The following is a 24798-nucleotide window of genomic DNA, read 5'->3' as shown; positions in this document are numbered from 1 at the left end:
TTTAAGAAGAAATGAAGTTTAAAATAAATAACAGATTTAAAGTTTTGTTCGCCAGTTTACTGATGCTGGGTGCTGTATTCGCAGCCCCACAAGTTTCGGCGCAGCAAGATTCCGTAGCGACTGAGGAGGTAACACAGTCGGAAGCGGTAGAGACGACTGATGAATTAACAACTGAAGTAGTAGATACTGCACAAGCAGCTGTAGAAGGTTCTGATGATGTTGCCGCAGCAAGTGTATTCAAATCATCTGCAAAACCTAAAGATGAAGGAAAGCAGATTGACCCGCAGGCGTATAAAAATTTGACTTACTATGTACTTTTATTTTTGGTAGTATGTACTATAGTAGCTATCATATTGAAAGTACAGTCTATTTATGAATTAACGCGTAAAACAGAAGGTAAATACAACCCATTAGCTAATAATAATTTACAAGCTATTCTTTTGTTTGTATTTTTAATATTGTTTTTAGCTGGCGTTTATTATTCCTATGCAGTTTGGGGAAGTTGGGCATACAGACCAGCAGCAACTGAACATGGAGCTGAGGTCGATGTAATGTTTATAATAACGACGATCATTACAACGATCGTTCTAGTGGTAGTACATATTTTACTATTTACGTTTACTTACAAGTATAGAATGCGTAAGGGAGCAGTAGCTTATTATTATCCACATAATGATACTATTGAGCGGATTTGGACCATCGTACCTGCTATTGTTTTAACAGTATTGGTACTATTTGGATTCTTTACTTGGAGAAAGATTACTAATATTCCAGAAGAATTACAGAAATCAGCGATTCAAATTGAAGTACTGGGAGAGCAGTTTATGTGGAGAGTACGTTACCCTGGTGCGGATGGTGAGATTGGTAAACGTAATTATAAGTTGACGACAGGTACTAATCCTTACGGTATTGATTTTAATGATAAAGCCGCATGGGATGATATTGATGGTGCAGACATAGTTATACCTGTAAATCAATCTGTTCGTTTTCATATTATTTCTAAAGATATTATTCACTCCTTTTATATTCCTGATTTCCGTGTACAGATTAATGCGGTACCAGGAATGACGAACTATTTCCAATTTACACCAACTGTAACAACAGAGGAAATGCGCGAACGCATGAATGACCCGAAATATGATTTTGTTATGTTGTGTGCTAAGATATGTGGATCTGCACATTATAATATGCAGAAAAAGGTTGTAGTGGTTACAGAGCAAGAGTATAAAGAGTGGTTGAGTAAGCAAAACAAATATTTTAACGAAGCTGTGCAGAAGGAATTCCAAGTAACACAAGTAAAGAATGAGTCTAACGAACTCTCGGTCGCTTCATTAAATTAATTGATATCAGATTATATTAAACGAATATGTCAAGTACAGTTATATCGCACAACGCAGGAGATCATGGCGGACATGATCATCATCAGGAAACGTTTCTAACTAAATATATATTTAGTCAGGATCACAAGATGATTGCGAAGCAATTTTTAATAACAGGGATTATTATGGCTGTTTTCGCCATGGTGCTTTCGATCTTGTTCCGTATCCAATTAGCATGGCCGGATACAGATTTCCCAATATTAGAGATTTTCTTAGGTAAATGGGCTGAAGGAGGACGTATAAAACCGGACTTTTTCTTATCCTTAGTAACCATTCACGGTACCATGATGGTGTTCTTTGTTCTAACAGCGGGACTTTCAGGTACTTTTAGTAACTTGTTAATACCTTATCAGTTAGGAGCAAGAGATATGGCTTCGCCATTTATGAACATGCTTTCCTACTGGTTTTTCTTTACAGCTTGTGTATTGATGACTGCTTCTTTCTTCGTAGAGAGTGGACCTGCCGCTGCAGGATGGACGGTTTATCCTCCTTTATCAGCTGTACCTAAAGCTATCGCTGGATCTGGTTTAGGTATGACTTTGTGGTTGGTAAGTATGTTTTTGTTCATTATTTCACAGGTTATTGGTGGTGTAAACTATATCAGTACGGTGTTGAACTTAAGAACAAAAGGTATGGATTTATGGAAGATGCCTCTTACTATTTGGTCATTTTTCTTAACCGCTATTGTTGGATTATTATCTTTCCCGGTCTTGGTATCAGCTGTAGTGCTTTTATTCTTTGACCGTTCAGTGGGTACATCTTTCTATTTATCAGATCTAGTGGTAGGTGGTGAAATTTTACCTAACGAAGGTGGTTCGCCAATTTTATTCCAGCACTTATTCTGGTTCTTAGGACACCCTGAGGTATACATCGTTGTAATGCCTGCATTAGGACTTACTTCTGAAGTAATTTCAACAAATTCACGTAAACCAATTTTTGGTTACCATGCGATGGTTTACTCTTTAGTTGGTATTACTGTTCTATCTTTTATCGTTTGGGGTCACCACATGTTTGTAACAGGTATGAACCCGTTCTTGGGTGGCGTGTTTATGATTACTACGTTAATCATTGCAGTACCTTCGGCAGTAAAAGCATTTAACTATATAGCTACTTTATGGAGAGGTAATATTCGTTTTACTCCAGCAATGATGTTTGCTGTAGGAATGGTTTCTTTCTTCGTTTCAGGAGGTTTGACTGGTATTTACTTGGGTAATGCTACATTAGATATTAATATTCACGATACTTATTTTGTTGTTGCTCACTTCCACTTAGTAATGGGGTCTGCATCAATTTTTGGTATGTTATGTGGTGTTTATCACTGGTATCCAAAAATGTTCGGTCGTATGATGGATGAACGTTTAGGTTATTTCCATTTCTGGTTGACATTTGTTGGAGCATATTTAGTTTTCTTCCCGATGCATTTTATGGGAATAGATGGTGTTCCACGTCGTTATTACGCATTTACAGAGTTTCCATTCATGGAGAAATGGGTATCTGCTAACTTGTTAGTAACATGGGCGGCTATTATAGCAGGTTTAGGTCAGGTTGCTTTCTTGTGGAATTTCTTTGCATCAATTTGGACAGGCAAAAAAGCTACGCAGAACCCTTGGGGCTCTAACACATTAGAGTGGACAACACCTGTAGAACATTTTCACGGAAACTGGCCAGGAGAGATTCCAACGGTATATCGTTGGCCGTATGACTATAGTAAACCTGGTCATCATGAAGATTTTATTCCGCAGACAGTTCCGTTTTCTGAAACGATGAGTTCTAACTTAGCACATGATTTTGATGGTGATGAGGAAGCACTTCGTATACAGAATGAGTGGAATAAACAAAATAATAGAGAGATACTAGAAGGGTAGGTTTTCCTACCTTTCTATAACATTGTACTACGGTTTATATGTATCCTGCTGCTGAAAAACGATTTATTAACACAAACAGAATTACGATAATAGTATTGTTTCTTGTAATTGCTGCTGGTGGTATCGTTAGAAGTACAGGGTCTGGAATGGGATGTCCTGATTGGCCGAAATGTTTCAATCAATATATTCCACCAACAGATGTGAGTCAGTTACCGTTAGGGTACGAGGAACAGTATGTAGAGGGGCGAGCTCAAAAGAATGAACGTTTTGCTCGGATAGTTGATGCTTTTGGATACAAAGAAAAGGCTGATCAGATAAGAAATGATGAGTCTATTTTAAAGCATGAGGAGTTTAATGTCGCCAAGACTTGGACTGAATATATAAATCGTTTAACAGGAGCTGTTGCTGGTTTTTGTTTGTTGTTTGCAGCTTTTTTTGCTTTCACCTATGTAAAATCAAAGCCAGCTATATTTGTTTGGAGTGTAGTAAATGTATTTGTAGTTGTGTTACAAGCATGGCTAGGTTCAATAGTAGTTTCAACTAACCTTATGCCATGGATTATAACTGTTCATATGCTGTTGGCATTGGTAATAGTTTGTATTAGTATTTACACTTTTTATTTAGCTACAACATTTAGAAATAGAACCATACTTATTAATCAGCGCTCTGCTATTTTAAAAGGATTAGCAATTCTTTCTTTAATAGTTATGTTGATACAGGTGGTTTATGGAACAGCAGTCCGTGAAGCAATTGATCATTTGAATGATGCTGGTGTTCTACGTGTAAATTGGATAGACAGCTTAGGAAGTGATTATCTTTTACATAGAATATTAGCATATACTTCGCTAGGACTATCGATTATTCTTTTTGTTCTAGTAAATAATAAGTTTAGTTCATTGACATTACAAAGTAGATACGCTTGGATGCTACTGATTTTGGTAGGCATACAGATGTTGTCGGGAATTGTTTTAGCCAGGTTTAATGTTCCTGCATTTGCTCAAACTATACATTTAGTTTTTGCAAGTTTGCTTTTTGGTACGCAGTACTATTTAATGCTATTAATGACAAAATTAAAACGTTAGTTCGTTCTATTATGTTGAGTTTTGTAATTGTAGTATAATAACATTGTAGGGTAATAATTATTCATGAAGCAGTTTATATCTGATTTCAATAAGCTAGTTAAATTACGTTTGACATTAACGGTCGTTTTTTCCGCATCGGTAGCATTTCTGATAGGAGCTAAGCAACAGGGAGATATCATCTGGATTAACTGGTTAATTTTAACAGTAGGTGGTTTTTTCGTTACGGGGTCGGCAAATGGATTTAACGAAATAATTGAACGAGACTTAGATCGCTTAATGAAGCGAACGGAAGATCGTCCACTACCTGCTGGTCGAATGACCACAGGACAAGCTTTAGTGCTCAGTGTATTCATGGGCATTTTTGGGACCTTGTTGTTGGTTAGGTTAAATTTTATAGCAGGGTTATTATCAGTTTTCTCTATTATATTATATGCCTTTGTTTATACTCCCATCAAGCAAAAGTCGCCTATAGCTGTCCTAGTAGGAGCTTTTCCAGGTGCATTGCCTCCATTAATAGGGTATTATGCAGCATTCAAGGCGGCTGGTTTTGGGTTCGAATATACAGCGATAAGTGAGAAGGCAATGGTTATAACACCTATAGTCATTTTTTTAATACAGTTTCTTTGGCAGTTTCCTCATTTTTGGGCAATTGCTTGGGTTGCAGATGACGATTATAAAAATGCTGGCTTTCGTTTGTTGCCGACGACTAAGAAAGATAAAGTATCTGCTTGGATGATATTTTTCTCTGCTTTCTTGATGATACCTGCAGGTTTTTTACCTATGTATTATGGATTTGGAGGAATAGTATTTACCATAGTATCTTTGCTAGGAGCTTTGTTATTTACTTACTATGGTTATAGACACTGGCGTGAAATGACGGATATAACTGCTAAAAAAGTGATGTTTACATCTTTTTTTTATTTGCCAGTGACGCAATTAATTTTATTATTTGATTTTATTCCCTTTGTATAAATGGAGTTAATAGGAATGACAACAGAAGAAGTATTGCAGCGACGCAAAGCCAAGAAGTTTAACTTATGGTTAGGTATGATCGGTATGTTCATGATGTTTGCTGCTCTATCTAGTGGTTTCATTGTATATACCGCAAGTGGGGTGGATAAAGGAATTAAAACTTTATTGCCTGTAGCTTTTGCTTATAGTACTGCAGTTATTATTGTAAGTAGTTTAAGCTTTCATTTTGCATATAGAGCGGCGAAGTTTGAGCAAATCGGAAAACAAAGATTGTTGCTTTTTATAACTTTAGTATTGGGTATAGCCTTTTTTGTTATTCAGGTCGAAGCATGGGGTGTTCTTGCGGAAAGAGGGATATATTTTGTTAATAATAATGCTTCTCAGTCATTCGTCTATGTATTTACTGGTATGCATTTGGCACATATTATTGCGGGTTTGATCGTACTTGTTAGATGTATTATTGGGACTTTTCGAGCCCCTAAATTTGCAGATAACTTGTTCCGTATGGAATTGGCTGGTATTTTCTGGCATTTTCTCGATCTTTTATGGATTTATATTTATGTTTTCTTACTTTTGAATCAATAATAGTAAAAAATGAGTACAACAACTGTATCGCAATTGGATAAGGTTAAAGACGGCCCGTGGAATGGTGGTAAGTCTCCTTGGAATTTAGAGTATGGAAAAATCATGATTTGGTTTTTCTTAGTATCGGATGCTTTCACATTCTCGGCATTTTTGATTTACTACGGTGCACAAAAGTTTGCGCAACCTACGTGGATTGATGCCGATAAGGTATTTCAATCTATACCTTTTGTGACGGACTCTGGACAACCTTTAGTTTTTGTCGGGATCATGACATTTATTTTGATTATGTCATCTGTTACTACAGTGTTAGCTGTTGATGCAGGTCATCGAAATCAAAAACAAGAAGTAGTGAAATGGATGATGTGGACTATCTTAGGAGGTCTAATGTTCTTAGGGTGTCAGGCTTTGGAATGGCAGCATTTACATCATCAAGGATTTTGGTTTGGACGTAATCCTGCAACTGGAGCAGAAGAAAGCGCTATAGCTGAAATATTAGCGCCTTACTTTACAAAAGATATATCGTATACAGCTGCTTTACAGTTTTCAAATCTTTTCTTTACCATTACTGGATTCCACGGTGTACACGTGTCTATAGGCATACTTTTAAATATTATTGTATTGTCTATGACTTTGAATAATACTTTTGAAAGACGTGGTACCTATTTAATGGTTGAGAAAGTAGGTCTTTATTGGCATTTTGTCGATTTAGTATGGGTATTTGTATTTACCTTTTTCTATTTGGTATAATTATAACTGTTGTTATTTAAAAAATATTAGAGATGTCACATCATAACGATAATGTAGCCGTAGGGCACGAGCAAGAAGGTATGGATAAAAAAGGAATTTGGAGAATATTCTTCATCCTTTTAGCACTTACTGCCTTAGAGTTTTTGATTGCTTTAGGATTTGTTCACCATTGGGGAATCATTCAGAAAGGTATGTTTGTAAATGTTGTTTACATCATTCTCACCTTGATGAAAGCTTATTATATTGTAGCTTACTTTATGCACTTAAAATTTGAAAAGTCTGGCTTTATAGTGACTTGTAGTGTAGCTTTTATATTTATTATTTATTTTATTATTCTGCTTTTGATAGAAGGTGGTTTTTTAGCAGGAGCTTTACAGTCGCATCCTGTTTATCCACACTAAGTAGGAAAGTATAATTATGTCTAAGAGTAAAAATACTCGTAAAAATAATTCTAGAATATTTATCCTGGCATTGATCTTATTGGTGCCGGGATTTTTATATATAGCTTTAAATAGGTTTGGAGCTAATGAATATGTATCTCTTCCGGTTTTTGGTGATAAAGTTTTAAGCGGTAAGATAAATAGAAAGATGGGAAGAGAGTTTCCTGATACTATTTTTCATACTATTGATACCATTGGATTGTCGAATTATAAAGGAGAACATATAACCTTTTTAGACGACGATACGGCCATGAGCGTTGTACATTTATTTTATACGCAAGACCAGTCTTTTTCGCGATTAATGTTGAATAGCTTTGAGAAGTTATCTAATCGTTTTCAACATACTCCAACTGTTCGTTTTTATTCTATTTCTGTCGATGCTTCTGATTCTGCTGAAGTTTTAACTGATTTCATTAAACCTTACAGTGGATTAGAAAATCTAAAATGGCAGATAGCCTCTAAGCCAGATACTTTATCATTTAAGTATTTTACAGATAATTTGTTGATTGATGCTATGATTGATCCGCTAGATTCAACAAAATTTATTGTGGGTAATCAGATCGTGTTAATTGATTCTAAAAGAAGGATACGAGGTTATTATGATATAGGCTTGAAAGGTGAGATGGATAGGTTAGAAGATGAAATTCGGTTACAATTGATCGAAGAGATTAGAAATAATAAAATACATAAAGTAGAGAAGCAATTATAATATAATGACAGAGGTAGAGAAAAAATATCGAAAGTGGATTATTGCTATGTCAATAGTGATACCGTTAGCTGTGGCAGCTCTTTTTGGTGTGAATTTGAGGAAATTGGGATATGATGTAAAGCCTTTATCTTTTTTGCCTCCAATTTACGCTACAATAAATGGTCTGACGGGAGTAATTTTAATTATTGCGGTGTATGCGATTAAGAAGGGGAATATTAAGTTGCACGAACGTCTTATAAAACTTTGCATAGCGTTTTCTATTAGTTTTTTAGTAATGTATGTCGCGTATCACATGACTTCCGACTCGACTTCATATGGAGGTGAAGGTTTGGTTAGATATTTTTATTTTTTTATATTAATCACACACATACTGCTATCGATTATTATTATTCCTTTTGTATTAATTACATTTGTTAGAGGTATTGCTGGGGCATATGAGCGACATAAGAAGCTTGCTCGTATAACTTACCCTATGTGGTTGTACGTTGCTTTTACTGGAGTTATAGTTTATTTAATGATATCACCGTATTATTCATAGTAATTAATTAGTTTTTAGGATGGAGAAGGTCTGGATTTATCAAGCTAATAGATTTTTTACAGCGAATGAGTTAGAGTTGTTAAGGGGGGATTTAAGTGAGTTTGTAAAACAGTGGACGGCACATGGAGATCGGCTTTTGGGATCATTTGAGATAAAGTACAATCTCTTTATTATTTTAAAAGTTGATGAAAGTCAGGCAATGGTTACAGGGTGTTCTATTGATAAATCTGTTCATTTGCTGAAAGATATAGCTAGTAGGTTAAATATCGATTTATTTGATCGTACCTTGATAGCTTATCGACTAAACAGTAACACGCCTATTGAGTTAGTTTCTAGAGATCAATTTGAACGGTTGATAAGAGAAGGAATTGTAAACGAAAAAACAACTGTTTTTAATAATTTACTTACTAACGGGGAAGAATTTACCACTAAGTGGGAAGTCTCATTAAAGGACAGTTGGCATGGTCAGGTTTTCTTAGGATAGTATAATGATTTAAGGACTATACCTGTAAGAATTAATAAAAGCAGCCCAAGATGTAAAATCTTGGGCTGCTTTTATTATACGTTGCTGCTTCTTGGAGAAGCACTTTTTATTTCAAGATTGGCTCTGTTTTCATACTGTCTAAAGTTTTCTATAAACTGTTTAGCTAACTTTGACGCTTCTCTATCATACGCTTTACTGCTATTCCAAGTTTTTTGGGGGTTGAGCAATTCTGCTGGCACATTTGGACACGTTTGAGGCACTAAAATACCAAAAATGTGATGAGGGATATAGTCTACATTATTTAATGCTCCAGATATTGCTGCCTGAACTAGGCAGCGTGTGTGTTTTAAGCTGATTCGTTTACCGGTTCCATAAGCTCCACCGGTCCAACCTGTATTGACTAACCATACATTGACCTCAGTATGTTTGGCTAATTTCTCACCTAATAGTTCTGCATATCTTATTGGATTATCGGGCAAAAACACACGTCCAAAACAAGCTGAAAAAGTGGTTTGTGGCTCTGTAACTCCTACTTCTGTGCCTGCAACTTTAGCTGTATATCCAGAAATAAAATGATACATGGCTTGTGCTTTTGTTAATTTGGAAATAGGTGGTAGTATGCCGTATGCGTCACATGTTAGAAAAAATATGTTTTTTGGAGTATCTCCAATGGATTGTGGTTTTGAATTTAGAATGTAGTGTATGGGATATGCTGCTCTTGTATTTTCTGTGATTGAAGAATTATTGAAATCGACGATATTACTGTCTTTGTGAAAAAGTGTGTTCTCTAGTAATGTGTGTGATTTTATTGCAGCATAGATTTCAGGTTCTTTTTCTTCGCTTAAATCTATACATTTTGCATAGCAACCTCCTTCAAAATTAAATACTGTATTATCAGCCCAGCCATGTTCATCATCTCCAATAAGTTTTCTGTTGGCATCTGCAGAAAGTGTTGTTTTTCCTGTTCCACTAAGACCAAAAAAGAGAGCAACATCACCTTCATCACCTTCGTTTGCCGAACAATGCATAGGTAAGACATTTTTCTCATAAGGTAAGATAAAGTTTAAAACCGAGAATATGCCTTTTTTCATTTCTCCAGTATAGGCTGTGCCACCGATGAGAATTATCTTTTTTGTGAAATTTATGATAGAAAAATTCTCTTGTCGTGTTCCATCGACTTCCGGGTTGGCTAAGAATTCTGGTATTTGAAGAATAGTCCAATCTTCTTTGTAGTCTCGTAATTCAGTCTGATTTGGCCTAATAAATAAATGGTGACAAAATAAATTGGCCCAAGGGGTTGTGTTGATCGCCGTTACTCCAATTCTATACGCTGGGTCTGCTCCGGCAAAACACTGTCTAATCCACACATCTTTACCGCTTAGAAACGTTAACATTTTTTCATAAAGGTTGTCAAAGATGTTAGGAGATATAGGGATATTTATTTCGCCCCAATCAATGATTTTACTGGTAGAGTCATCTTTTACGATGAAACGGTCTTTAGGCGATCGTCCTGTAAACTTTCCAGTTTCAATGCAAAGTGCTCCACGATCACTTATAGTACCTTGTTTTAGTTGAACGGTCTGTTCAACGAGAGTCTTAGCATCCAGATTGAAATATACTTTTTTTGCCAATCCATCCAAATTCTTTTGGATACTCACTGGATTTGGATATTCCATTTCCATAGTCATATCATAATTTGTTTTTACAGTGCTAATTTAGGTAGAATATGTAAGTTAAAGTTGTTATGTTTTCTTTTCACTAAGAATTGAATAAATACCTTGATTTGTTGATGATTTGTCTTTTTTTTAGAAGAAATACTAATAATAGACTACCCTAAATGTTGAGTTTGTTAAAAAACTTTTAACACGAAAACACTGTGTTTTGTTTGTTGTATTGTTGTTTTGCGGAATTTTCTTCGTTTTAAGTGCTTGTTATTCGCTTTTTTTATTTCAATTTGTTATTAAAGCGATTTTAATCTTCGGATTTAACCCTGGTGGCTTTGGGGTAAATATATATGTTTGGTTAATTAGAGTAGAGTAGCTTTTAAAATATTGAATGAGAATTATTAATGCCTTATGTTGTTGCGGCAACTATATGTATAGGATTTTTATTTCGTGTTTGTCAACATGCATTTTTACTTGTTTGCCCAATATTAGACTATGATTGTTTTCTATATGTCCTGCTGGATAATGAAAAGCCACTGGGAAACTATATTCTTGTACTTTTTCTAAAATTATTTCTTCTATTGACTGACCAAAAGATGGGGTACTGTCTTTCATCGAGCTAAAAGATCCTATTATTAAACCGGCCAAACCTTCTAGTTTATTTGCTCTTTTTAATGTCCACAACATCCTGTCTATATTATACATCTTTTCTCCAACGTCTTCAATAAATAGAATTTTCCCTTCGTAATTCATGTCGGATTGAGACCCTATTAGGCTATGAAGAATAGCAAGGTTGCCACCAATTATTTGCCCCTCCGCAATACCAGGACGATTAAGAAAAACAGTTTGTTTGTGTTGAAAAATTTGAATATTGCCAAATAAAGTGTCTCTTAATGAATCAAGGGCTTCGAGTGTACTGTTATCAAAAGACTTTGGCATTTGTCCATGAACTGTAGGGATATTGAAATTATGATGTATGTGGCTGTGCAAAACAGTAATATCGCTAAAACCTATAATCCATTTTGGTTTTTTTACAAAGTTGGTGAAGTTTATGTCATCTATAATCCGGACGGTTCCGTAGCCACCTCTAGCTGCAAAGATTGCTTTAATATTGGGCATATCTAAAGCATTTTGTAGGTCAGACGCTCTTAATCTATCTGTCCCGGCAAACTGATGATGCTGGGCATTTACTGTTTCTCCAATTTTTACATCTAGCCCCCAACTGTTTAAGATGGATAAACTATTTTTTATATGATCTTTAATATAGCTGGCAGGACATACGATAGCAACAGTGTCTCCTTTTTTGAGAAAGTCGGGTGTTTTCATTTTTATATAATCTGTGGAGAGCTAATTTATTTAAAATAATCTTACTATGGGTATAGGATATTGTTATTTATGTTTTTTGTGATATTGTTGGTGTTAGTTCAAGAAATGGGTTATAATGATTTTATATTTTTCCTGTAAAAATAGCTATTTAGCTTGTTCTCTAAAACTTGTTTTTTTCATTAGTAAGCTGCATTTTAATTGCAAATTGCGTTATCTTTGTGAAATAAACTGTTCAAAGACAGGTTTATTTATTCTTATTAATTTAAAAAGCACCATAAGTTGAGTATTTTATCCAAAAATCGTTTTACAATAACATCTGCATTGCCTTATTCTAATGGTCCATTGCATATAGGTCATCTTGCGGGTGCATACATTCCAGGAGATATTTTTGTCCGTTTCTTGCGTTTGAAGAATAAGGATGTTGTTTATGTATGTGGCTCAGATGAACATGGTGCTGCTATTACAATAAAGGCAAAAAAAGAAGGGGTTACTCCAAAAGAGATTATAGATAAGTATAATGCGTTGATAAAAGAAAGCTTTGAAGAATTTGGAATTCAATTTGATATTTATCACCGGACTTCAGAACAGATACATCATGAATTGTCGCAGGAGTTCTTTACCAATCTGTATGAAAAAGGAGAATTTGTTGAAAAATTTTCGGAGCAATATTATGACGAAGAATTTAATCAATTTTTAGCAGATCGTTATATTGTGGGAACTTGTCCACACTGTCATAGTGAAGGGGCGTATGGCGATCAATGTGAGAAATGTGGTACATCGTTAAACCCTACAGATCTTATTAACCCTAAGTCTACATTGAGTGGAAAGACACCAGTTTTAAAAGAAACTAAGCATTGGTATCTTCCTTTAGATAAATACCAACCGTGGTTGGAAAATTGGTTAATAGAAGGTAAGAAGGATGTTTTAAAGTCGAATGTTTTTGGTCAGTGTCAATCTTGGCTGAAGTTTGGGTTGCAACCTCGCTCAATGACACGTGATTTAGATTGGGGGGTGGATGTGCCATTAGAAGAAGCTATAGGTAAAAAACTATATGTATGGCTTGATGCTCCTATTGGTTATATTTCTGCGACTAAGCAATGGGCGTTAGATAATCGTAAAAACTGGGAGGATTACTGGAAAACACAACAAAATCCTGAGGAAGACTCTACACTGATACACTTTATAGGTAAAGATAATATTGTATTCCATTGTATTATATTTCCTGCCATTTTACATGCGCATGGTGATTATATATTACCTCAAAATGTACCTGCTAATGAGTTCTTAAATTTAGAAGGTGATAAATTATCTACTTCGAGAAACCATGCTGTATGGTTGCATGAGTATTTACAAGAATTTCCAGGTAAACAAGACGAACTACGTTATGTATTAACTTCAATTCTTCCCGAGACATCTGATAGTGAGTTTACTTGGAAAGATTTTCAGGCACGTGTTAACAATGAGTTAGTTGCTATTTTGGGTAATTTTGTTAACAGGGTAATGGTGTTGTCGCATAAATACTTTAATGGTCTAGTAAGTATTGGGTCGGTACTGACAGATCACGATCAGACTATATTAGCCGAGTTGGAAAAATTTCCTAAAGAAATTGAAAAATCTTTAACGCAATATCGTTTTCGTGAAGCTTTAAGTCATTTTATGAATATTGGCCGTTTAGGTAATAAATATCTTGCGGATGAGGAACCATGGAAAATCTATAAAGAGGATGAAGAGCGTGTGAAAACTGTGCTTTATGTTGCAGCTCAAATTGTTGCTAATTTGAGTTTAATAGCACAAGCTTTTTTACCAAAAACTGCAGATAAACTTTTAAGTATGTTAAATTTGCAAGCGCAGGATTGGAACAAAGTAGGTAGTGACTCACTACTGGAAAATGGACATAAATTGGGGGAATCCCAATTGCTATTTGAGAAAATAACGGATGAACAGGTTGCTTTTCAGTTGCAGAAACTGGCGGATGCTAAAGCGCTAAATGTTTTAGAAGCAACAACTGTTGAACCGGCCAAACCTAATATTAGTTATGACGATTTTTTGAAGATGGATATCCGAATCGGCACAATTATAGAAGCAGAGAAAGTAGCTAAGACGAAAAAGCTTTTAAAATTAAAAGTTGATACGGGGATAGATCAGCGTACGATAGTGTCAGGCATAGCCGAGTTTTTCAGTCCAGAAGATATCGTGGGTAAACAAGTTTCCATTTTAGTAAACCTAGAGCCTAGAAATATTAAAGGTATAACCTCTCAAGGGATGATACTTATGGCAGAGGATACGGATGGTCGATTGGATTTTGTCAATCCTAAGACTTCAATAAAAGAAGGAAGTTCGGTACGATAGTTCTGTATTATTACCGCATAAAAAAGGCACTATATAAGTAGAATAGAGTGCCTTTTTTTATGGGACTTAATGTTATAGCTTTATGTTTTTATTTTATCTACTATGTAGAAAATGAGAAAAAGAAGAGCAGAAGGTATAACCCAGCCTAGATCATATTCAAAAAAAGGGATATAATTTAACAGTTGTAATGTTTTTTCACTTAACAGGTTTAATGCTTTTAAGAGACCCAATAAGGCTACTATTGTAGAGCCGATTAAGGCGCCTATGTAAGGTGCTTTAGACTTTATAATTTGACCGAATATGACAAAGTATAAAACTAAAGTAATAACAATAGGGTAGACAAAAGCTAATGGCGGATAAGCAAACTGTATGATTGTGTCAACGCCACCTATGGAAAGCCCACATGAAAATATACAACATATAGTAACTAATACTTTATAGCTAACCTTGTTCTGTGTGAGTTGATTAAAGAAGGTCCCAAACGCTGAAGTGAGAGCTATTGCAGTTGTTAGGCAAGCTAAGGCTATACTTATTGCGATGGCAAGTGTGCCATATTTGCCTAATAAAGATTTAGATATATGTATTAAAAGCTCTGAACGTTTGATTTCAATATCATTTATGCCCGAGGTTGCACCTAAATAGATTAGACCTCCATAAATGATTAATAGAGATAGTGCAGCTAAGGCTCCTGCGGCGATCACTATTTTGTTTTTTTCACTCGTCGACGTGTAGCCTTTTGACTTGGTTGCGGTTATTATTATTCCAGCAAATATAACTGAGGCTAAGACGTCTAATGTTTGATATCCTTCTGTGAATCCTAAAGAAAATGAATCCATTGTTGATAAAGAAGAGATATCCGGATTATCGATAGGCTGAGTGATTCCAATCGAGATAAGTATAATAAGAAGGAGTAATAAAAGAGGAGTTAAGATATTTCCGACAAGATCTACTACTTTAGATGGGACTATGGAAAACAACCACGTAACGGCAAAAAAAGATATAGAGGTCCATATCGGTTGGCTAGTAGGAAAGGATGGTAGTATACCGACTTCGTAGGTGGTTGCTGCGGTTCTAGGAATAGCAATTAAGGGGCCGATACAGATCATAATGATAGTACCCAAAATAGCAGCAACATTTTTGTTTATGCGATTGCCTAAGTCATTAAAAGAATCTCCAGCGTTGGTAACTGATAACACACCAAAAAAGGGTAAGAGTATACCTGTGAGGCCAAAAGCTAGGATTGTAATCCATATATGTTGGCCAACTTGCATGCCGATAAATGGGGGCAATAATAGGTTTCCTGCTCCAAAAAACATAGCAAATAATGCGAAACCTATCGTTAGAATGTCTCTTGTTTTTTTCAAAATATAAGTTAGATTAATAAACCATGTAGGTTTATATTTATTAGAAACAAAATATGTTTATTTTGTTTCTTTATCGATTCACTGAATCGATAAAAGTACAATTTTATTAATACAAAAGCTTGATTAATTGCTTAGCTTCTTTCACATCATGTACTCGAAGGACATGCACTCCTCTTTCTAATAATAGTGTATTCATTGCAATGGTTCCAGTTAGTGATTGGGAAGGAGTGATGTCTAGTTTTTTGTAAATCATAGATTTACGGGATATACCTCCTAAAATTGGCAGTCCTAAGTAGTGTAATTCATCTATTCTATACAATAGCTCATGACTTTGTTCTACTGTTTTTGCGAAGCCAAAACCAGGATCTATCATTATATCTTTTACCCCCAATTCACGTAGTGCCGCTATTTTTTTTGCTAGTGCTTCTCCCACATCTTCTACTATATCCTCGTATTGTGTTAGTTGCTGCATAGTCTCTGGCTTGCCTCGCATGTGCATTAAAATATAGGGCACTTGGAGTTCGGCTACGGCTGGGAACATTTGTTTATCTAATGTTCCTCCAGATATATCATTAATGATGTGCACTCCCGCCTCTACGCATCTTTGTGCTACTTCTGCTCGGAAAGTGTCTATAGATAATAAAGTGTCAGGGTGAAGTTCTCTTAGCTTCTTAATAATAGGTAAGGCTCTGTTTAATTCTTCTGTAGCACTAATGAGTGGGGCGCCGGGCCTTGAAGAATATGCACCTATATCAATAATATCTACTCCTTCTTCAATAAGTTTGGTTGTATGCGACAGTGCTTGGTTGATTCCTTCATGTTTGCCACCATCAAAAAAAGAATCTGGCGTAACGTTAAGAATGCCCATGACGAGAGGCCTTTCAAATGTTAGTATTCTGTCTGAGGCTTTAATGGATTGTGTAGGGTATGTTTTTAATTTGATCATGTTTGACGAAGATAATAAAAGTCAGAGTAACCCTATGTCATCTTAGCTTGGGTTGTTGAAACATTGAGCACTAAATAGTCATTTGTCAATTAGAGAGCTTAAGTAAGCGTAGATGTCAGCAATAAATTATTTACGTATAAACTCAAACATACCACTAGGGTCTATTTTCATTACAATAGATGATTTACCATCACCTTCTTTATTTTGATCGTACTCTACAATATAATCTACAGCTTGTTTTATATTATTGTCAATCTCGTCGAAGTTTTTAGGAGATGTTTGTCCGCTTAGATTAGCTGAGGTTGAAATTATAGGTTTTTTGAAGCGTTGAAGTAATTGTTGACAAAACGGATGATTGACAATACGAATACCTACGCTGCCGTTTTGCGCTATAGCATTTGGGGCAATGTTTTTAGCCTTGGAATAGATGATAGTAATGGGGCGTTCGCTATATTCAATGAGGTCGTATACTACTTCTGGAATATCATTAACATAGCCGGCTAACTGATTATCATTGTGCAGTAACACAATCATGCTTTTTGTTTTATCTCTTTCTTTTAGAGCATATATTTTTTCGACTGCTTCTTCATTTGTAGCATCGCAGCCTATTCCCCAAATAGTATCTGTGGGATATAAAATAAGTCCTCCATTTCTCAATGTCTCTAGGGCTTTATTGACATCGTCTCTATTAACAGTATTCTGCATTTTTCTAATTATATGGCTACGTTATTTTCACGTAGCGCATTATTTAATGATGTTTTTTTATCGGTTGATTCTTTTCGCTTACCGATAATTAGTGCGCAAGGTACTTGATATTCTCCAGCTGAAAAAGTTTTCGTGTAAGAACCAGGTATGACAACTGAGCGTGCTGGGACATAACCTGTATATTCTTTGGGTTTATTCTCAGAAACATCAATTATTTTTGTGGAAGCTGTTAAGACGACATTTGCTCCTAAAACAGCTTCTGCTCCTATATGAACACCTTCTACCACAATACAACGGGAGCCAATAAACGCATGGTCTTCTATTATTACGGGAGCAGCTTGAATGGGCTCTAATACGCCTCCTACCCCCACACCTCCGCTCAGATGTACATGTTTGCCGATTTGTGCACAAGAACCAACAGTAGCCCATGTGTCAATCATGCTCTCCTCATCTATAAAAGCTCCTATATTTACATAGGACGGCATCATAATCACGCCTTTGGCAAGATAGGAACCATAACGAGCGGATGCTCCAGGGACTACGCGAACACCTGTTTCTTCGAAGTTGTTTTTTAATTTTATTTTGTCATGATAGGTAAAAGGCGTGTTGTTTATTACCTTCATTTCGTTTATAGGGAAATATAATATAACGGCTTTTTTAATCCACTCATTTACATGCCAATCTGCACCTATAGGTTCGGCTACACGAATCTCTCCTGTGTCCAGTTTTTGGATAATGAGTTCAATAGCTTCTTGATACTCTCTGTAAGCTAGTAATTGTCGATTATCCCAGGCAGCTTCGATGAGTATTTGGAGTTTTTGTAGTGCCATTTTTTTATGTTTAAAATTTAACTATAGTATTCATTGTGTAATTACACGAAGGGTAAAGGGGAGTATGCATATTCTTTTAATTTGTTTGTTTGTAAGAATATGGTTACTACTATGCAAAGGTTAAAAAAAACAGTGAAATAGTTGTAGGCAATTGATAGATAATATGTGTTTTTTATAAAAAAGTCGAGTTTTATGCAAACATCGATGATGTGATTTGCTGATCTTGTTGTTGTATTGTGCAGAGTTTCTTTTAAGATAGTTGGAATTGTTATTTTTGTGTATGAGTGTAGAACCTGAAAAACTAAGAATCGATAAATACTTATGGGCTATTCGTATTTTTAAGACACGAAGTTTAGCTACGGAGGCCTGTAAAGCAGGTCGAGTGAAGGTGAATGGGCAAAATATAAAAGCATCTTATGTGGTGAAGGTGGGTGATACTTATGTTGTGCAGAAAGGTGTTGAAAAGAAAGTTGTTTTTGTAACCGGATTATTGGAACGACGTGTTGATGCGAAAACTGCTGTACAGTTTTATGAGGACCGCACTCCTGTGGAGGAAACGTACGCTTATAAGTCTGTTTTTCATGCGCCTGTTTTAAAACGAGATCGTGGTGCAGGACGACCGACTAAAAAGGACCGAAGAGAAATTGACGATCTGAAGTCTGATTGGTGGGATGAATAGTGCTGTGAACTGAATTTGTAAAACGAAACTACATCATGATTTTAAGGTTAATTTTTATTTTTTCTCTTTTTTTGCTGTATAATATGCACAATAAAGTCTTTTCTCAAAATAATTCGGATAAAATTGTTTTAGCCATTCATGGCGGAGCAGGTACTATTTTGAAAAAAAATATGTCCGACTCATTAGAGCAAGCTTATGTTGCTGTCTTAACGAGATCTTTAGAGGTCGGTTATAAGCAGTTAAAAGATGGCAGAACAAGTATTGAAGCCGTGGAAGCATCTATTAGGGTTATGGAAGATTCTCCTCTTTTTAATGCGGGAAAAGGAGCGGTTTTTAATAATGAAGGAAAGAACGAACTGGATGCTTCTATTATGGATGGAAAAACTTTGAAAGCGGGAGCCATTGCAGGGGTATCTACAATTAGAAATCCTATAGTTGCTGCTCGAACAGTTATGGAGCGATCTGAACATGTGATGATGGTTGGTGACGGCGCTGAGAAATTCGCAGAAGCACAAGGTGTTGAAATCGTTGCCCCCTCTTATTTTTGGACGAAACCTCGATGGGAAGCATTACAAAGAATATTAGAACGTGATGCAGATAAGACTGAATTAGATCATCAGGCTAATGCTATAGAGTTTGCAAAGATTGTTGATGAGAAATTCGGGACTGTGGGGTGTGTTGCTTTGGATAATTACGGTAATCTTGCCGCTGGAACTTCTACTGGAGGAATGACAAATAAAAAGTATGGAAGGATAGGAGATTCACCGGTGATAGGTGCAGGTAATTATGCTGATAGTCAGGTGGCTGTTTCATGTACAGGTTGGGGTGAGTTTTATATACGTACTGTTGCGGCATATGATGTTGCGGCACAAATTAATTATTTATCCGTAGGAGTTGAACAAGCTGCGAAAAATGTAATTAATAAAATTGAAGAACTTGGTGGTAACGGAGGGATGATTGCGTTAGATAAAGATGGTAATGTAGCGATGCCTTTTAACACAGAAGGTATGTATCGAGGAATAGTAACAGCGGAAGGAAAGATAGTAGTAGAGATTTATGCTGCTGATTAAATGATGAGATTAACTGACTGATGAGATTGGGAAAGGTTTTTCATTTGATTTTCTTCAACAAGTCGCTACTAAATAGAGTAGTAGGTTTTAATATGATAGCTATAGTATAGATAGGGTGATGGAAGTGTAATAGAAGTAACTATGTGGGTAATGCCTTGGAGGTTTTCATGATGTGACGTTAATGATGACTTGGTCTGAACACGGACAGGACTTGGAGTCAACACGGACGCAATGGTGTTTGAGCCTAGTACGTAGGTGTTAAAGATGAGTTGACATCAGACCGGATAACAGTGACAAAGTGGAAGCACTTAACATATGACATAACGTTAAGGTTATCAAAATAAAGTTAGTGATTTTTTTCTAATATGTAGTTGATAATTAACATTTAATACCTTAATTAGGTATGACCGTAGTTACTCGGGGATTTTGTAGTGATTTATGTATCGGGCTATGTTATTAGCTCTGCGATTTATATATGCTGAAGGCTTACGTGCATCCCATTTTTGAGGGCTTGGCAATATAGCTACTAGAAGGGAAGCTTCTCGTTTGGTTAGGCTTTGTGCAGATTTGTGAAAGTAGTATTGACTGGCCGCTTCGGCTCCGTATACACCTTGCCCCATTTCAATGACGTTTAAATAAACCTCTAATATTCTTTTTTTAGACCAAAATGTTTCAATTAATAATGTGAAATATGTTTCTAAGCCTTTACGTAACCACGAGCGTTGCGGCCAAAGAAAAACATTTTTTGCAACTTGTTGACTTATTGTGCTTCCTCCTCTAATCCTTTTTCCCTCTTGGTTTTCGATGATCGCTGCTTTTATTGCTTTAGTATCAAAACCATTGTGGGATAAAAAACGAGCATCTTCTCCAGCGATGGCAGCTTTTTTTAGATTACTAGAGATATTTTCGTAATTAAGCCATTTTTTTTCGATTTTCCACTCTTTATCGGCTTTCCTTCTTTCAAAGCCGCGAAGTAGTTGTAAGTAAGTTACCGGTGGGTTTATGACAATTAACAATAATACCCAAAAGATAGTGAACAAAAAAAATAAAATAAGAGAGCGAACTAGCCAGATCCAAACGAATTGCTTTTTCTTCGGTTTTTTATTTGTTTTTTTGGATGATCTGATAATAGCCATTATTTCTGCTTTATCTCGCAAATCTACTTGATTTTTTTGAAATAGTAGAAAAACATGCTTTCGTGAAACTGTTGAAAAATAGGGTGGAATATCTTATCAATTAACAGATAAGAATACGCCTTGTCAATGCGGAGCATTTCCCTTATTTTTACAACTTACTTAAAAAGGTACATAAGATTGGCAAAAGCGAAGAAACAGACCCCATTAATGCAACAATATAGCTCTATAAAGGCTAAATATCCAGGCGCTTTATTGTTATTTCGAGTGGGGGATTTTTATGAGACATTTGGGGAAGATGCTGTTAAAGCAGCTGGTATTTTGGGAATAGTTCTTACAAAGCGTGGTAATGGTTCGGAGTCGGAAACTGAATTGGCTGGATTTCCACATCACTCTTTGGAAACATATTTGCCGAAATTAGTGCGTGCGGGTCAGCGCGTTGCGATATGTGATCAGTTGGAAGATCCTAAACAAACGAAAACTATTGTTAAGAGGGGAGTTACAGAACTTGTTACGCCAGGAGTATCTTACAACGACAATATTGTTCAGCAAAAATCTAATAATTATCTAGCATCGCTGGTAGGGGAAAAAGGACAATATGGTTTATCTTTTTTGGATATTTCCACAGGAGAGTTTTTAGTGGCAGAAGGCAATGTAACTTATATAGATAAATTATTACAAAGTTTTAAGCCTACTGAGATTATTTTACCTAAAAAGCAATATAAGAGCTTTGTAGAGAATTTTGGAAGTCAGTATTATACCTATACACTTGATGACTGGCCTTATACAGGTGATTATGCGATTGAAATTTTACTGAAACATTTTGAAGTTACTTCAATGAAAGGTTTCGGTATCGATCGTATGCTTTTAGGTGTCGTGGCGGCAGGCGTTGCCTTGCATTACCTTAATGAAGCGCAGCACCGGAACTTACCGCATATTTCTAATATCGCACGCATTGAGGAAGATAGGTATATGTGGTTAGATAGATTTACTATTCGTAATCTAGAGCTTATTGGGTCTACAAATGAAAACGCAATAACTTTAGCAAATGTTTTAGACCACACATCTTCACCAATGGGCGCTCGGTTGTTGAAGCGTTGGATTGTTATGCCTTTAAAAAATCTATCATCTATACAAGAACGGCTAAACGTTGTCGATAGGTTATATAAGGATAAAACATTGCGAGAGGATCTTACTGAAGAAATAAAGAAGGTGGGTGATTTAGAACGTCTAATATCAAAAATCGGTCTTCAAAAGGCAAATCCCCGGGAAGTTGTACAATTAAAAAACTCTCTTTATGCAGTAGAAAGGCTTAAAGCCTTAACAGATATAGAAGATGCACAATCTTTACGTGCAATATCGGAGCAATTAAATGTTTGCGAGTCAATCCGAAGCAAAATTGAAAAAACTGTTCAAGTTGAGCCGCCCGTAGCTCTTAACAAGGGGAATGTTATTGCTGATGGTGTGGACGAGGAATTGGATAAATTGCGTAAAATTTCTTTTGGCGGCAAAGGGTTTTTATTAGAAATACAGAAGCGTGAAGCTGAAGCTACAGGAATCCCCTCTTTAAAGATAGCTTTCAATAATGTGTTTGGCTATTACTTAGAAGTTACAAACACACATAAGGATAAAGTTCCTTCTTCATGGATTCGGAAGCAGACGCTAGTCAATGCAGAGCGTTATATTACAGAGGAGCTTAAAGAGTATGAAGAACAAATTTTAGGTGCAGAGGAAAAAATACAGTTAATTGAAAATAGGATTTATGCAGAGCTCTTACTTGATATAGCTGCATATATTAAACCGATCCAACTGAATGCTCAACTTATAGCGAAGTTGGATGTTTTTGTGAATTTTGCATTCATTGCTGAGAAAAACTATTATGTTAGACCTCTTATCAGTGAAGGAAAAGTGCTGGATATCAAAGGAGGTAGGCATCCGGTGATCGAGCAGAATTTACCTATTGGAGAGGATTATATTACCAACGATACGTATCTTGACCCAGAAAGTCAGCAAATAATCATCATTACAGGGCCTAATATGGCTGGTAAATCGGCTTTATTGAGACAAACTGGACTTATTGTGTTAATGGCTCAAATCGGTTGTTTTGTTCCTGCTAAAGAAGCAAATATTGGATTAGTTGATAAAATTTTTACTCGGGTAGGTGCATCTGATAATTTATCATCGGGCGAGTCTACATTTATGGTAGAGATGAATGAGACAGCTAGTATTATGAACAATCTGTCTGATCGGTCGTTGATTTTGTTAGATGAAATCGGAAGAGGAACGAGTACTTATGATGGTATTTCAATAGCATGGGCAATAGCTGAGTTTTTACACAATCACCCTTCTGCTAGAGCTAAAACTTTATTTGCAACGCATTATCATGAGCTTAATGAGTTGACTACATCTATGTCGCGCATTAAGAACTATAATGTTACGGTCAAAGAGGTGAGTGGGAAGGTTATCTTTTTGCGTAAGCTTATACCGGGAGGGTCTGAACATAGTTTTGGTATTCATGTGGCGAAGTTGGCTGGTATGCCCCCTAGGCTTATAGGTAGAGCGAGTGAGATCCTGAAACGATTGGAACAAGAGCGGACTGGCGGGGAGCAGATAAAAGATAGTATGCGTAAGATTCAAAAGCAGGCTTATCAGCTTCAAATGTTTGCTATTGATGACCCTATTTTAGAAAAGATTCGTGATATGTTGAACAACTTAGATGTAAATAGTTTAACACCTGTAGAAGCTTTGATGAAGTTGGACGAAATACAACGTGTGTTGAAACATTAAGTGCCAACTGTACTTTATTAAAAGCGATAAAATAATTGTGCACTACTGTAGTGTGGCTGAATACTTGTGATGAGATTTTTTTCCCAATTATAGGGAACAAAGTGGTAAGCTAATTCTATACCTATGTATTGTTTTTTCATGAGATAGCGCATTAGGCTTAAAGCTATAGACGTTCTCATTGTGTTTACATTGTTGAAACGGATATTTGGGACACTATTGCCATAATCATCATAATAATCTTCTATGATTTCAGATAAGCCGGTACTTGTTGACTCCCAGTATAATCCTATTTTTGGAGATAGTATAAAAGTATCATTGTCTAAAAGCTTATATCCGATATTACCACCAAAACTATAGCTTGCTGAGGAATTTATGGTTTCAATGTCATCATATAATTGGTAATCAAATGTTTTGGCATTATTGTTAATTCGTACCTTAGCTCCGATTTCATAGAGAAGGTCCGATGAAAGTTTAGATGCGAATGTGACGCCAAATGTGGGGCTTGTCTTAAATACGGGGTTTGTACCTGTTAATGGATACTCTACGCCAGCATAAATTTGCAAACCATACTTATCTTTATAAAATTGATTGTTTTTTTCGTTGTTTTGGCTCTGTGAATTTTCTTGACTTGGTGTATATGTTTGTTGAAATTCTTCGATTTGGTCGGAAAATAAGAGTATTATTTCTTGTTCTTGTTCTGTTAAATTATAAGAGGTAGAGTAAAGTAATGCATTTGCTTTTAGTTTAATAAGGGAGTCAACAGGGTGCCTCAAGGGGACGTAATTAAAATAACTTTTATTATCTTGGTAAATACTTTTATATTCTTCTTCAATAGAATAATCCCAACGCATAATTAAAACTTCCACATATTTTTTAGAAAAATAGTCGGCGATTAAGTCGCCCGTAGTTTTCTTTTCAATCAAGGCTCTTAATATACGTAGTCGTTGCGTAAATTCGGTGTCTCCACATGTGCTTTGTATCGTCATCAGAACAGATTCTAGATCATTAAAGTCGTTCTTATCAATAAGTGGAGTTATTTTATCCAAAGCTATTCTCATTATCTGTTCACAGTTTTGTATTTCCTTCTTTTCTTGAGCAAAGACTATTAAAGAAAAAAGAGTAAAACAGACTGTTTTTATTAAAA

The 24798-nt window shown here is 35.8% G+C and carries 22 protein-coding genes; 14 read left to right on the top strand and 8 right to left on the bottom strand.

Annotation, left to right across the window (positions count from 1 at the left end):
* The first annotated feature begins 11 nt into the window (after nt 1-11).
* The 10 genes from ORI89_RS01225 (at nt 12) to ORI89_RS01180 (ending at nt 8801) form a co-directional block, all read left to right on the top strand.
* A complete protein-coding gene (locus ORI89_RS01225) occupies nt 12-1340 on the top strand; it encodes a cytochrome c oxidase subunit II (RefSeq protein WP_268228600.1) in 1329 nt (442 codons plus the stop codon).
* Nucleotides 1341-1366: 26 nt separating this feature from the next.
* The gene (locus ORI89_RS01220; protein WP_268228599.1) at nt 1367-3244 is read left to right on the top strand and encodes a cytochrome c oxidase subunit I; all 1878 of its coding nucleotides are present in this window, start codon (nt 1367-1369) and stop codon (nt 3242-3244) included.
* A 38-nt stretch (nt 3245-3282) separates the two neighbouring features.
* Nucleotides 3283-4326, top strand: coding sequence for a COX15/CtaA family protein (locus ORI89_RS01215; protein WP_268228598.1), 1044 nt, complete (start codon nt 3283-3285; stop codon nt 4324-4326).
* 63 nt (nt 4327-4389) lie between these two features.
* Nucleotides 4390-5298 (top strand): heme o synthase, encoded by a 909-nt coding sequence (gene cyoE, locus ORI89_RS01210; RefSeq protein ID WP_268228597.1) that lies wholly within the window; start codon nt 4390-4392, stop codon nt 5296-5298.
* The gene (locus ORI89_RS01205) at nt 5299-5883 is read left to right on the top strand and encodes a cytochrome c oxidase subunit 3 (protein WP_268228596.1); all 585 of its coding nucleotides are present in this window, start codon (nt 5299-5301) and stop codon (nt 5881-5883) included.
* Nucleotides 5884-5892: 9 nt separating this feature from the next.
* Nucleotides 5893-6630: a cytochrome c oxidase subunit 3 gene (locus tag ORI89_RS01200; protein WP_268228595.1), complete on the top strand. Its 738-nt coding sequence runs from the start codon at nt 5893-5895 to the stop codon at nt 6628-6630.
* Nucleotides 6631-6662: 32 nt separating this feature from the next.
* Nucleotides 6663-7031 (top strand): cytochrome C oxidase subunit IV family protein, encoded by a 369-nt coding sequence (locus tag ORI89_RS01195; protein WP_268228594.1) that lies wholly within the window; start codon nt 6663-6665, stop codon nt 7029-7031.
* A 16-nt stretch (nt 7032-7047) separates the two neighbouring features.
* Nucleotides 7048-7779, top strand: a complete 732-nt coding sequence (locus tag ORI89_RS01190) for an SCO family protein (protein WP_268228593.1) — start codon at nt 7048-7050, stop codon at nt 7777-7779.
* Nucleotides 7780-7783: 4 nt separating this feature from the next.
* Nucleotides 7784-8317 carry a DUF420 domain-containing protein gene (locus ORI89_RS01185; RefSeq protein ID WP_268228592.1) on the top strand — a complete coding sequence of 178 codons (534 nt, stop codon included), beginning with the start codon at nt 7784-7786 and terminating at the stop codon, nt 8315-8317.
* 19 nt (nt 8318-8336) lie between these two features.
* Nucleotides 8337-8801, top strand: a complete 465-nt coding sequence (locus ORI89_RS01180; RefSeq protein ID WP_268228591.1) for an ABC transporter ATPase — start codon at nt 8337-8339, stop codon at nt 8799-8801.
* 74 nt (nt 8802-8875) lie between these two features.
* Here ORI89_RS01180 and pckA read toward each other — a convergent pair whose 3' ends face one another.
* Nucleotides 8876-10489, bottom strand: coding sequence for a phosphoenolpyruvate carboxykinase (ATP) (gene pckA / locus ORI89_RS01175; protein WP_268228590.1), 1614 nt, complete (start codon nt 10487-10489; stop codon nt 8876-8878).
* A 402-nt stretch (nt 10490-10891) separates the two neighbouring features.
* Nucleotides 10892-11791 carry a S66 peptidase family protein gene (locus tag ORI89_RS01170; protein ID WP_268228589.1) on the bottom strand — a complete coding sequence of 300 codons (900 nt, stop codon included), beginning with the start codon at nt 11789-11791 and terminating at the stop codon, nt 10892-10894.
* A 279-nt stretch (nt 11792-12070) separates the two neighbouring features.
* Between ORI89_RS01170 and metG the strand changes: the two genes are divergently transcribed.
* Complete coding sequence (metG, locus tag ORI89_RS01165) at nt 12071-14140, top strand: methionine--tRNA ligase (protein ID WP_268228588.1); 2070 nt, start codon at nt 12071-12073, stop codon at nt 14138-14140.
* Nucleotides 14141-14220: 80 nt separating this feature from the next.
* Here metG and brnQ read toward each other — a convergent pair whose 3' ends face one another.
* From brnQ to ORI89_RS01145, 4 genes are all read right to left on the bottom strand, one after another.
* Nucleotides 14221-15504, bottom strand: a complete 1284-nt coding sequence (gene brnQ / locus ORI89_RS01160; protein WP_268228587.1) for a branched-chain amino acid transport system II carrier protein — start codon at nt 15502-15504, stop codon at nt 14221-14223.
* Between the two features lie 106 nt (nt 15505-15610).
* Complete coding sequence (gene folP / locus ORI89_RS01155) at nt 15611-16450, bottom strand: dihydropteroate synthase (RefSeq protein ID WP_268228586.1); 840 nt, start codon at nt 16448-16450, stop codon at nt 15611-15613.
* Between the two features lie 126 nt (nt 16451-16576).
* Nucleotides 16577-17155, bottom strand: coding sequence for an L-threonylcarbamoyladenylate synthase (locus ORI89_RS01150; protein ID WP_268228585.1), 579 nt, complete (start codon nt 17153-17155; stop codon nt 16577-16579).
* 8 nt (nt 17156-17163) lie between these two features.
* Nucleotides 17164-17985, bottom strand: a complete 822-nt coding sequence (locus tag ORI89_RS01145) for a 2,3,4,5-tetrahydropyridine-2,6-dicarboxylate N-succinyltransferase (protein ID WP_268228584.1) — start codon at nt 17983-17985, stop codon at nt 17164-17166.
* 280 nt (nt 17986-18265) lie between these two features.
* On the opposite strand from ORI89_RS01145, the gene ORI89_RS01140 reads away from it, so the two are divergent.
* Together ORI89_RS01140 and ORI89_RS01135 are read left to right on the top strand one after the other, a co-directional pair.
* Nucleotides 18266-18664: an RNA-binding S4 domain-containing protein gene (locus ORI89_RS01140; RefSeq protein ID WP_268228583.1), complete on the top strand. Its 399-nt coding sequence runs from the start codon at nt 18266-18268 to the stop codon at nt 18662-18664.
* An 83-nt stretch (nt 18665-18747) separates the two neighbouring features.
* Nucleotides 18748-19734, top strand: coding sequence for an isoaspartyl peptidase/L-asparaginase family protein (locus ORI89_RS01135; RefSeq protein WP_268228582.1), 987 nt, complete (start codon nt 18748-18750; stop codon nt 19732-19734).
* A 413-nt stretch (nt 19735-20147) separates the two neighbouring features.
* Here the strand turns inward: ORI89_RS01135 and mtgA are convergent, their stop codons facing one another.
* Nucleotides 20148-20870 carry a monofunctional biosynthetic peptidoglycan transglycosylase gene (gene mtgA / locus ORI89_RS01130; RefSeq protein WP_442800864.1) on the bottom strand — a complete coding sequence of 241 codons (723 nt, stop codon included), beginning with the start codon at nt 20868-20870 and terminating at the stop codon, nt 20148-20150.
* Nucleotides 20871-21047: 177 nt separating this feature from the next.
* Between mtgA and mutS the strand changes: the two genes are divergently transcribed.
* The gene (gene mutS, locus ORI89_RS01125; protein WP_268228580.1) at nt 21048-23654 is read left to right on the top strand and encodes a DNA mismatch repair protein MutS; all 2607 of its coding nucleotides are present in this window, start codon (nt 21048-21050) and stop codon (nt 23652-23654) included.
* A gap of 17 nt (nt 23655-23671) precedes the next feature.
* Here mutS and ORI89_RS01120 read toward each other — a convergent pair whose 3' ends face one another.
* Nucleotides 23672-24712, bottom strand: coding sequence for a hypothetical protein (locus ORI89_RS01120; protein WP_268228579.1), 1041 nt, complete (start codon nt 24710-24712; stop codon nt 23672-23674).
* Nucleotides 24713-24798 lie beyond the last annotated feature (86 nt).

The organism is Sphingobacterium sp. UT-1RO-CII-1 (genome assembly GCF_026711005.1).
GTDB lineage: Bacteria > Bacteroidota > Bacteroidia > Sphingobacteriales > Sphingobacteriaceae > Sphingobacterium.
This window is presented reverse-complemented; position numbering and strand designations above follow the sequence as displayed.

What these genes read in the sequence shown, in the direction of transcription:
- ORI89_RS01120 (WP_268228579.1), bottom strand. Translation starts at nt 24,712, where the DNA reads ATGAGAATAGCTTTGGATAAAATAACTCCACTTATTGATAAGAACGAC.
- ORI89_RS01225 (WP_268228600.1), top strand. Translation starts at nt 12, where the DNA reads ATGAAGTTTAAAATAAATAACAGATTTAAAGTTTTGTTCGCCAGTTTA.
- ORI89_RS01180 (WP_268228591.1), top strand. Translation starts at nt 8,337, where the DNA reads ATGGAGAAGGTCTGGATTTATCAAGCTAATAGATTTTTTACAGCGAAT.
- ORI89_RS01205 (WP_268228596.1), top strand. Translation starts at nt 5,299, where the DNA reads ATGGAGTTAATAGGAATGACAACAGAAGAAGTATTGCAGCGACGCAAA.
- ORI89_RS01145 (WP_268228584.1), bottom strand. Translation starts at nt 17,985, where the DNA reads ATGGCACTACAAAAACTCCAAATACTCATCGAAGCTGCCTGGGATAAT.
- ORI89_RS01220 (WP_268228599.1), top strand. Translation starts at nt 1,367, where the DNA reads ATGTCAAGTACAGTTATATCGCACAACGCAGGAGATCATGGCGGACAT.
- ORI89_RS01195 (WP_268228594.1), top strand. Translation starts at nt 6,663, where the DNA reads ATGTCACATCATAACGATAATGTAGCCGTAGGGCACGAGCAAGAAGGT.
- ORI89_RS01190 (WP_268228593.1), top strand. Translation starts at nt 7,048, where the DNA reads ATGTCTAAGAGTAAAAATACTCGTAAAAATAATTCTAGAATATTTATC.
- ORI89_RS01200 (WP_268228595.1), top strand. Translation starts at nt 5,893, where the DNA reads ATGAGTACAACAACTGTATCGCAATTGGATAAGGTTAAAGACGGCCCG.
- pckA (WP_268228590.1), bottom strand. Translation starts at nt 10,489, where the DNA reads ATGACTATGGAAATGGAATATCCAAATCCAGTGAGTATCCAAAAGAAT.
- folP (WP_268228586.1), bottom strand. Translation starts at nt 16,450, where the DNA reads ATGATCAAATTAAAAACATACCCTACACAATCCATTAAAGCCTCAGAC.
- cyoE (WP_268228597.1), top strand. Translation starts at nt 4,390, where the DNA reads ATGAAGCAGTTTATATCTGATTTCAATAAGCTAGTTAAATTACGTTTG.
- ORI89_RS01150 (WP_268228585.1), bottom strand. Translation starts at nt 17,155, where the DNA reads ATGCAGAATACTGTTAATAGAGACGATGTCAATAAAGCCCTAGAGACA.
- ORI89_RS01185 (WP_268228592.1), top strand. Translation starts at nt 7,784, where the DNA reads ATGACAGAGGTAGAGAAAAAATATCGAAAGTGGATTATTGCTATGTCA.
- ORI89_RS01140 (WP_268228583.1), top strand. Translation starts at nt 18,266, where the DNA reads ATGAGTGTAGAACCTGAAAAACTAAGAATCGATAAATACTTATGGGCT.
- ORI89_RS01170 (WP_268228589.1), bottom strand. Translation starts at nt 11,791, where the DNA reads ATGAAAACACCCGACTTTCTCAAAAAAGGAGACACTGTTGCTATCGTA.
- ORI89_RS01215 (WP_268228598.1), top strand. Translation starts at nt 3,283, where the DNA reads ATGTATCCTGCTGCTGAAAAACGATTTATTAACACAAACAGAATTACG.
- ORI89_RS01135 (WP_268228582.1), top strand. Translation starts at nt 18,748, where the DNA reads ATGCACAATAAAGTCTTTTCTCAAAATAATTCGGATAAAATTGTTTTA.
- mtgA (WP_442800864.1), bottom strand. Translation starts at nt 20,870, where the DNA reads ATGGCTATTATCAGATCATCCAAAAAAACAAATAAAAAACCGAAGAAA.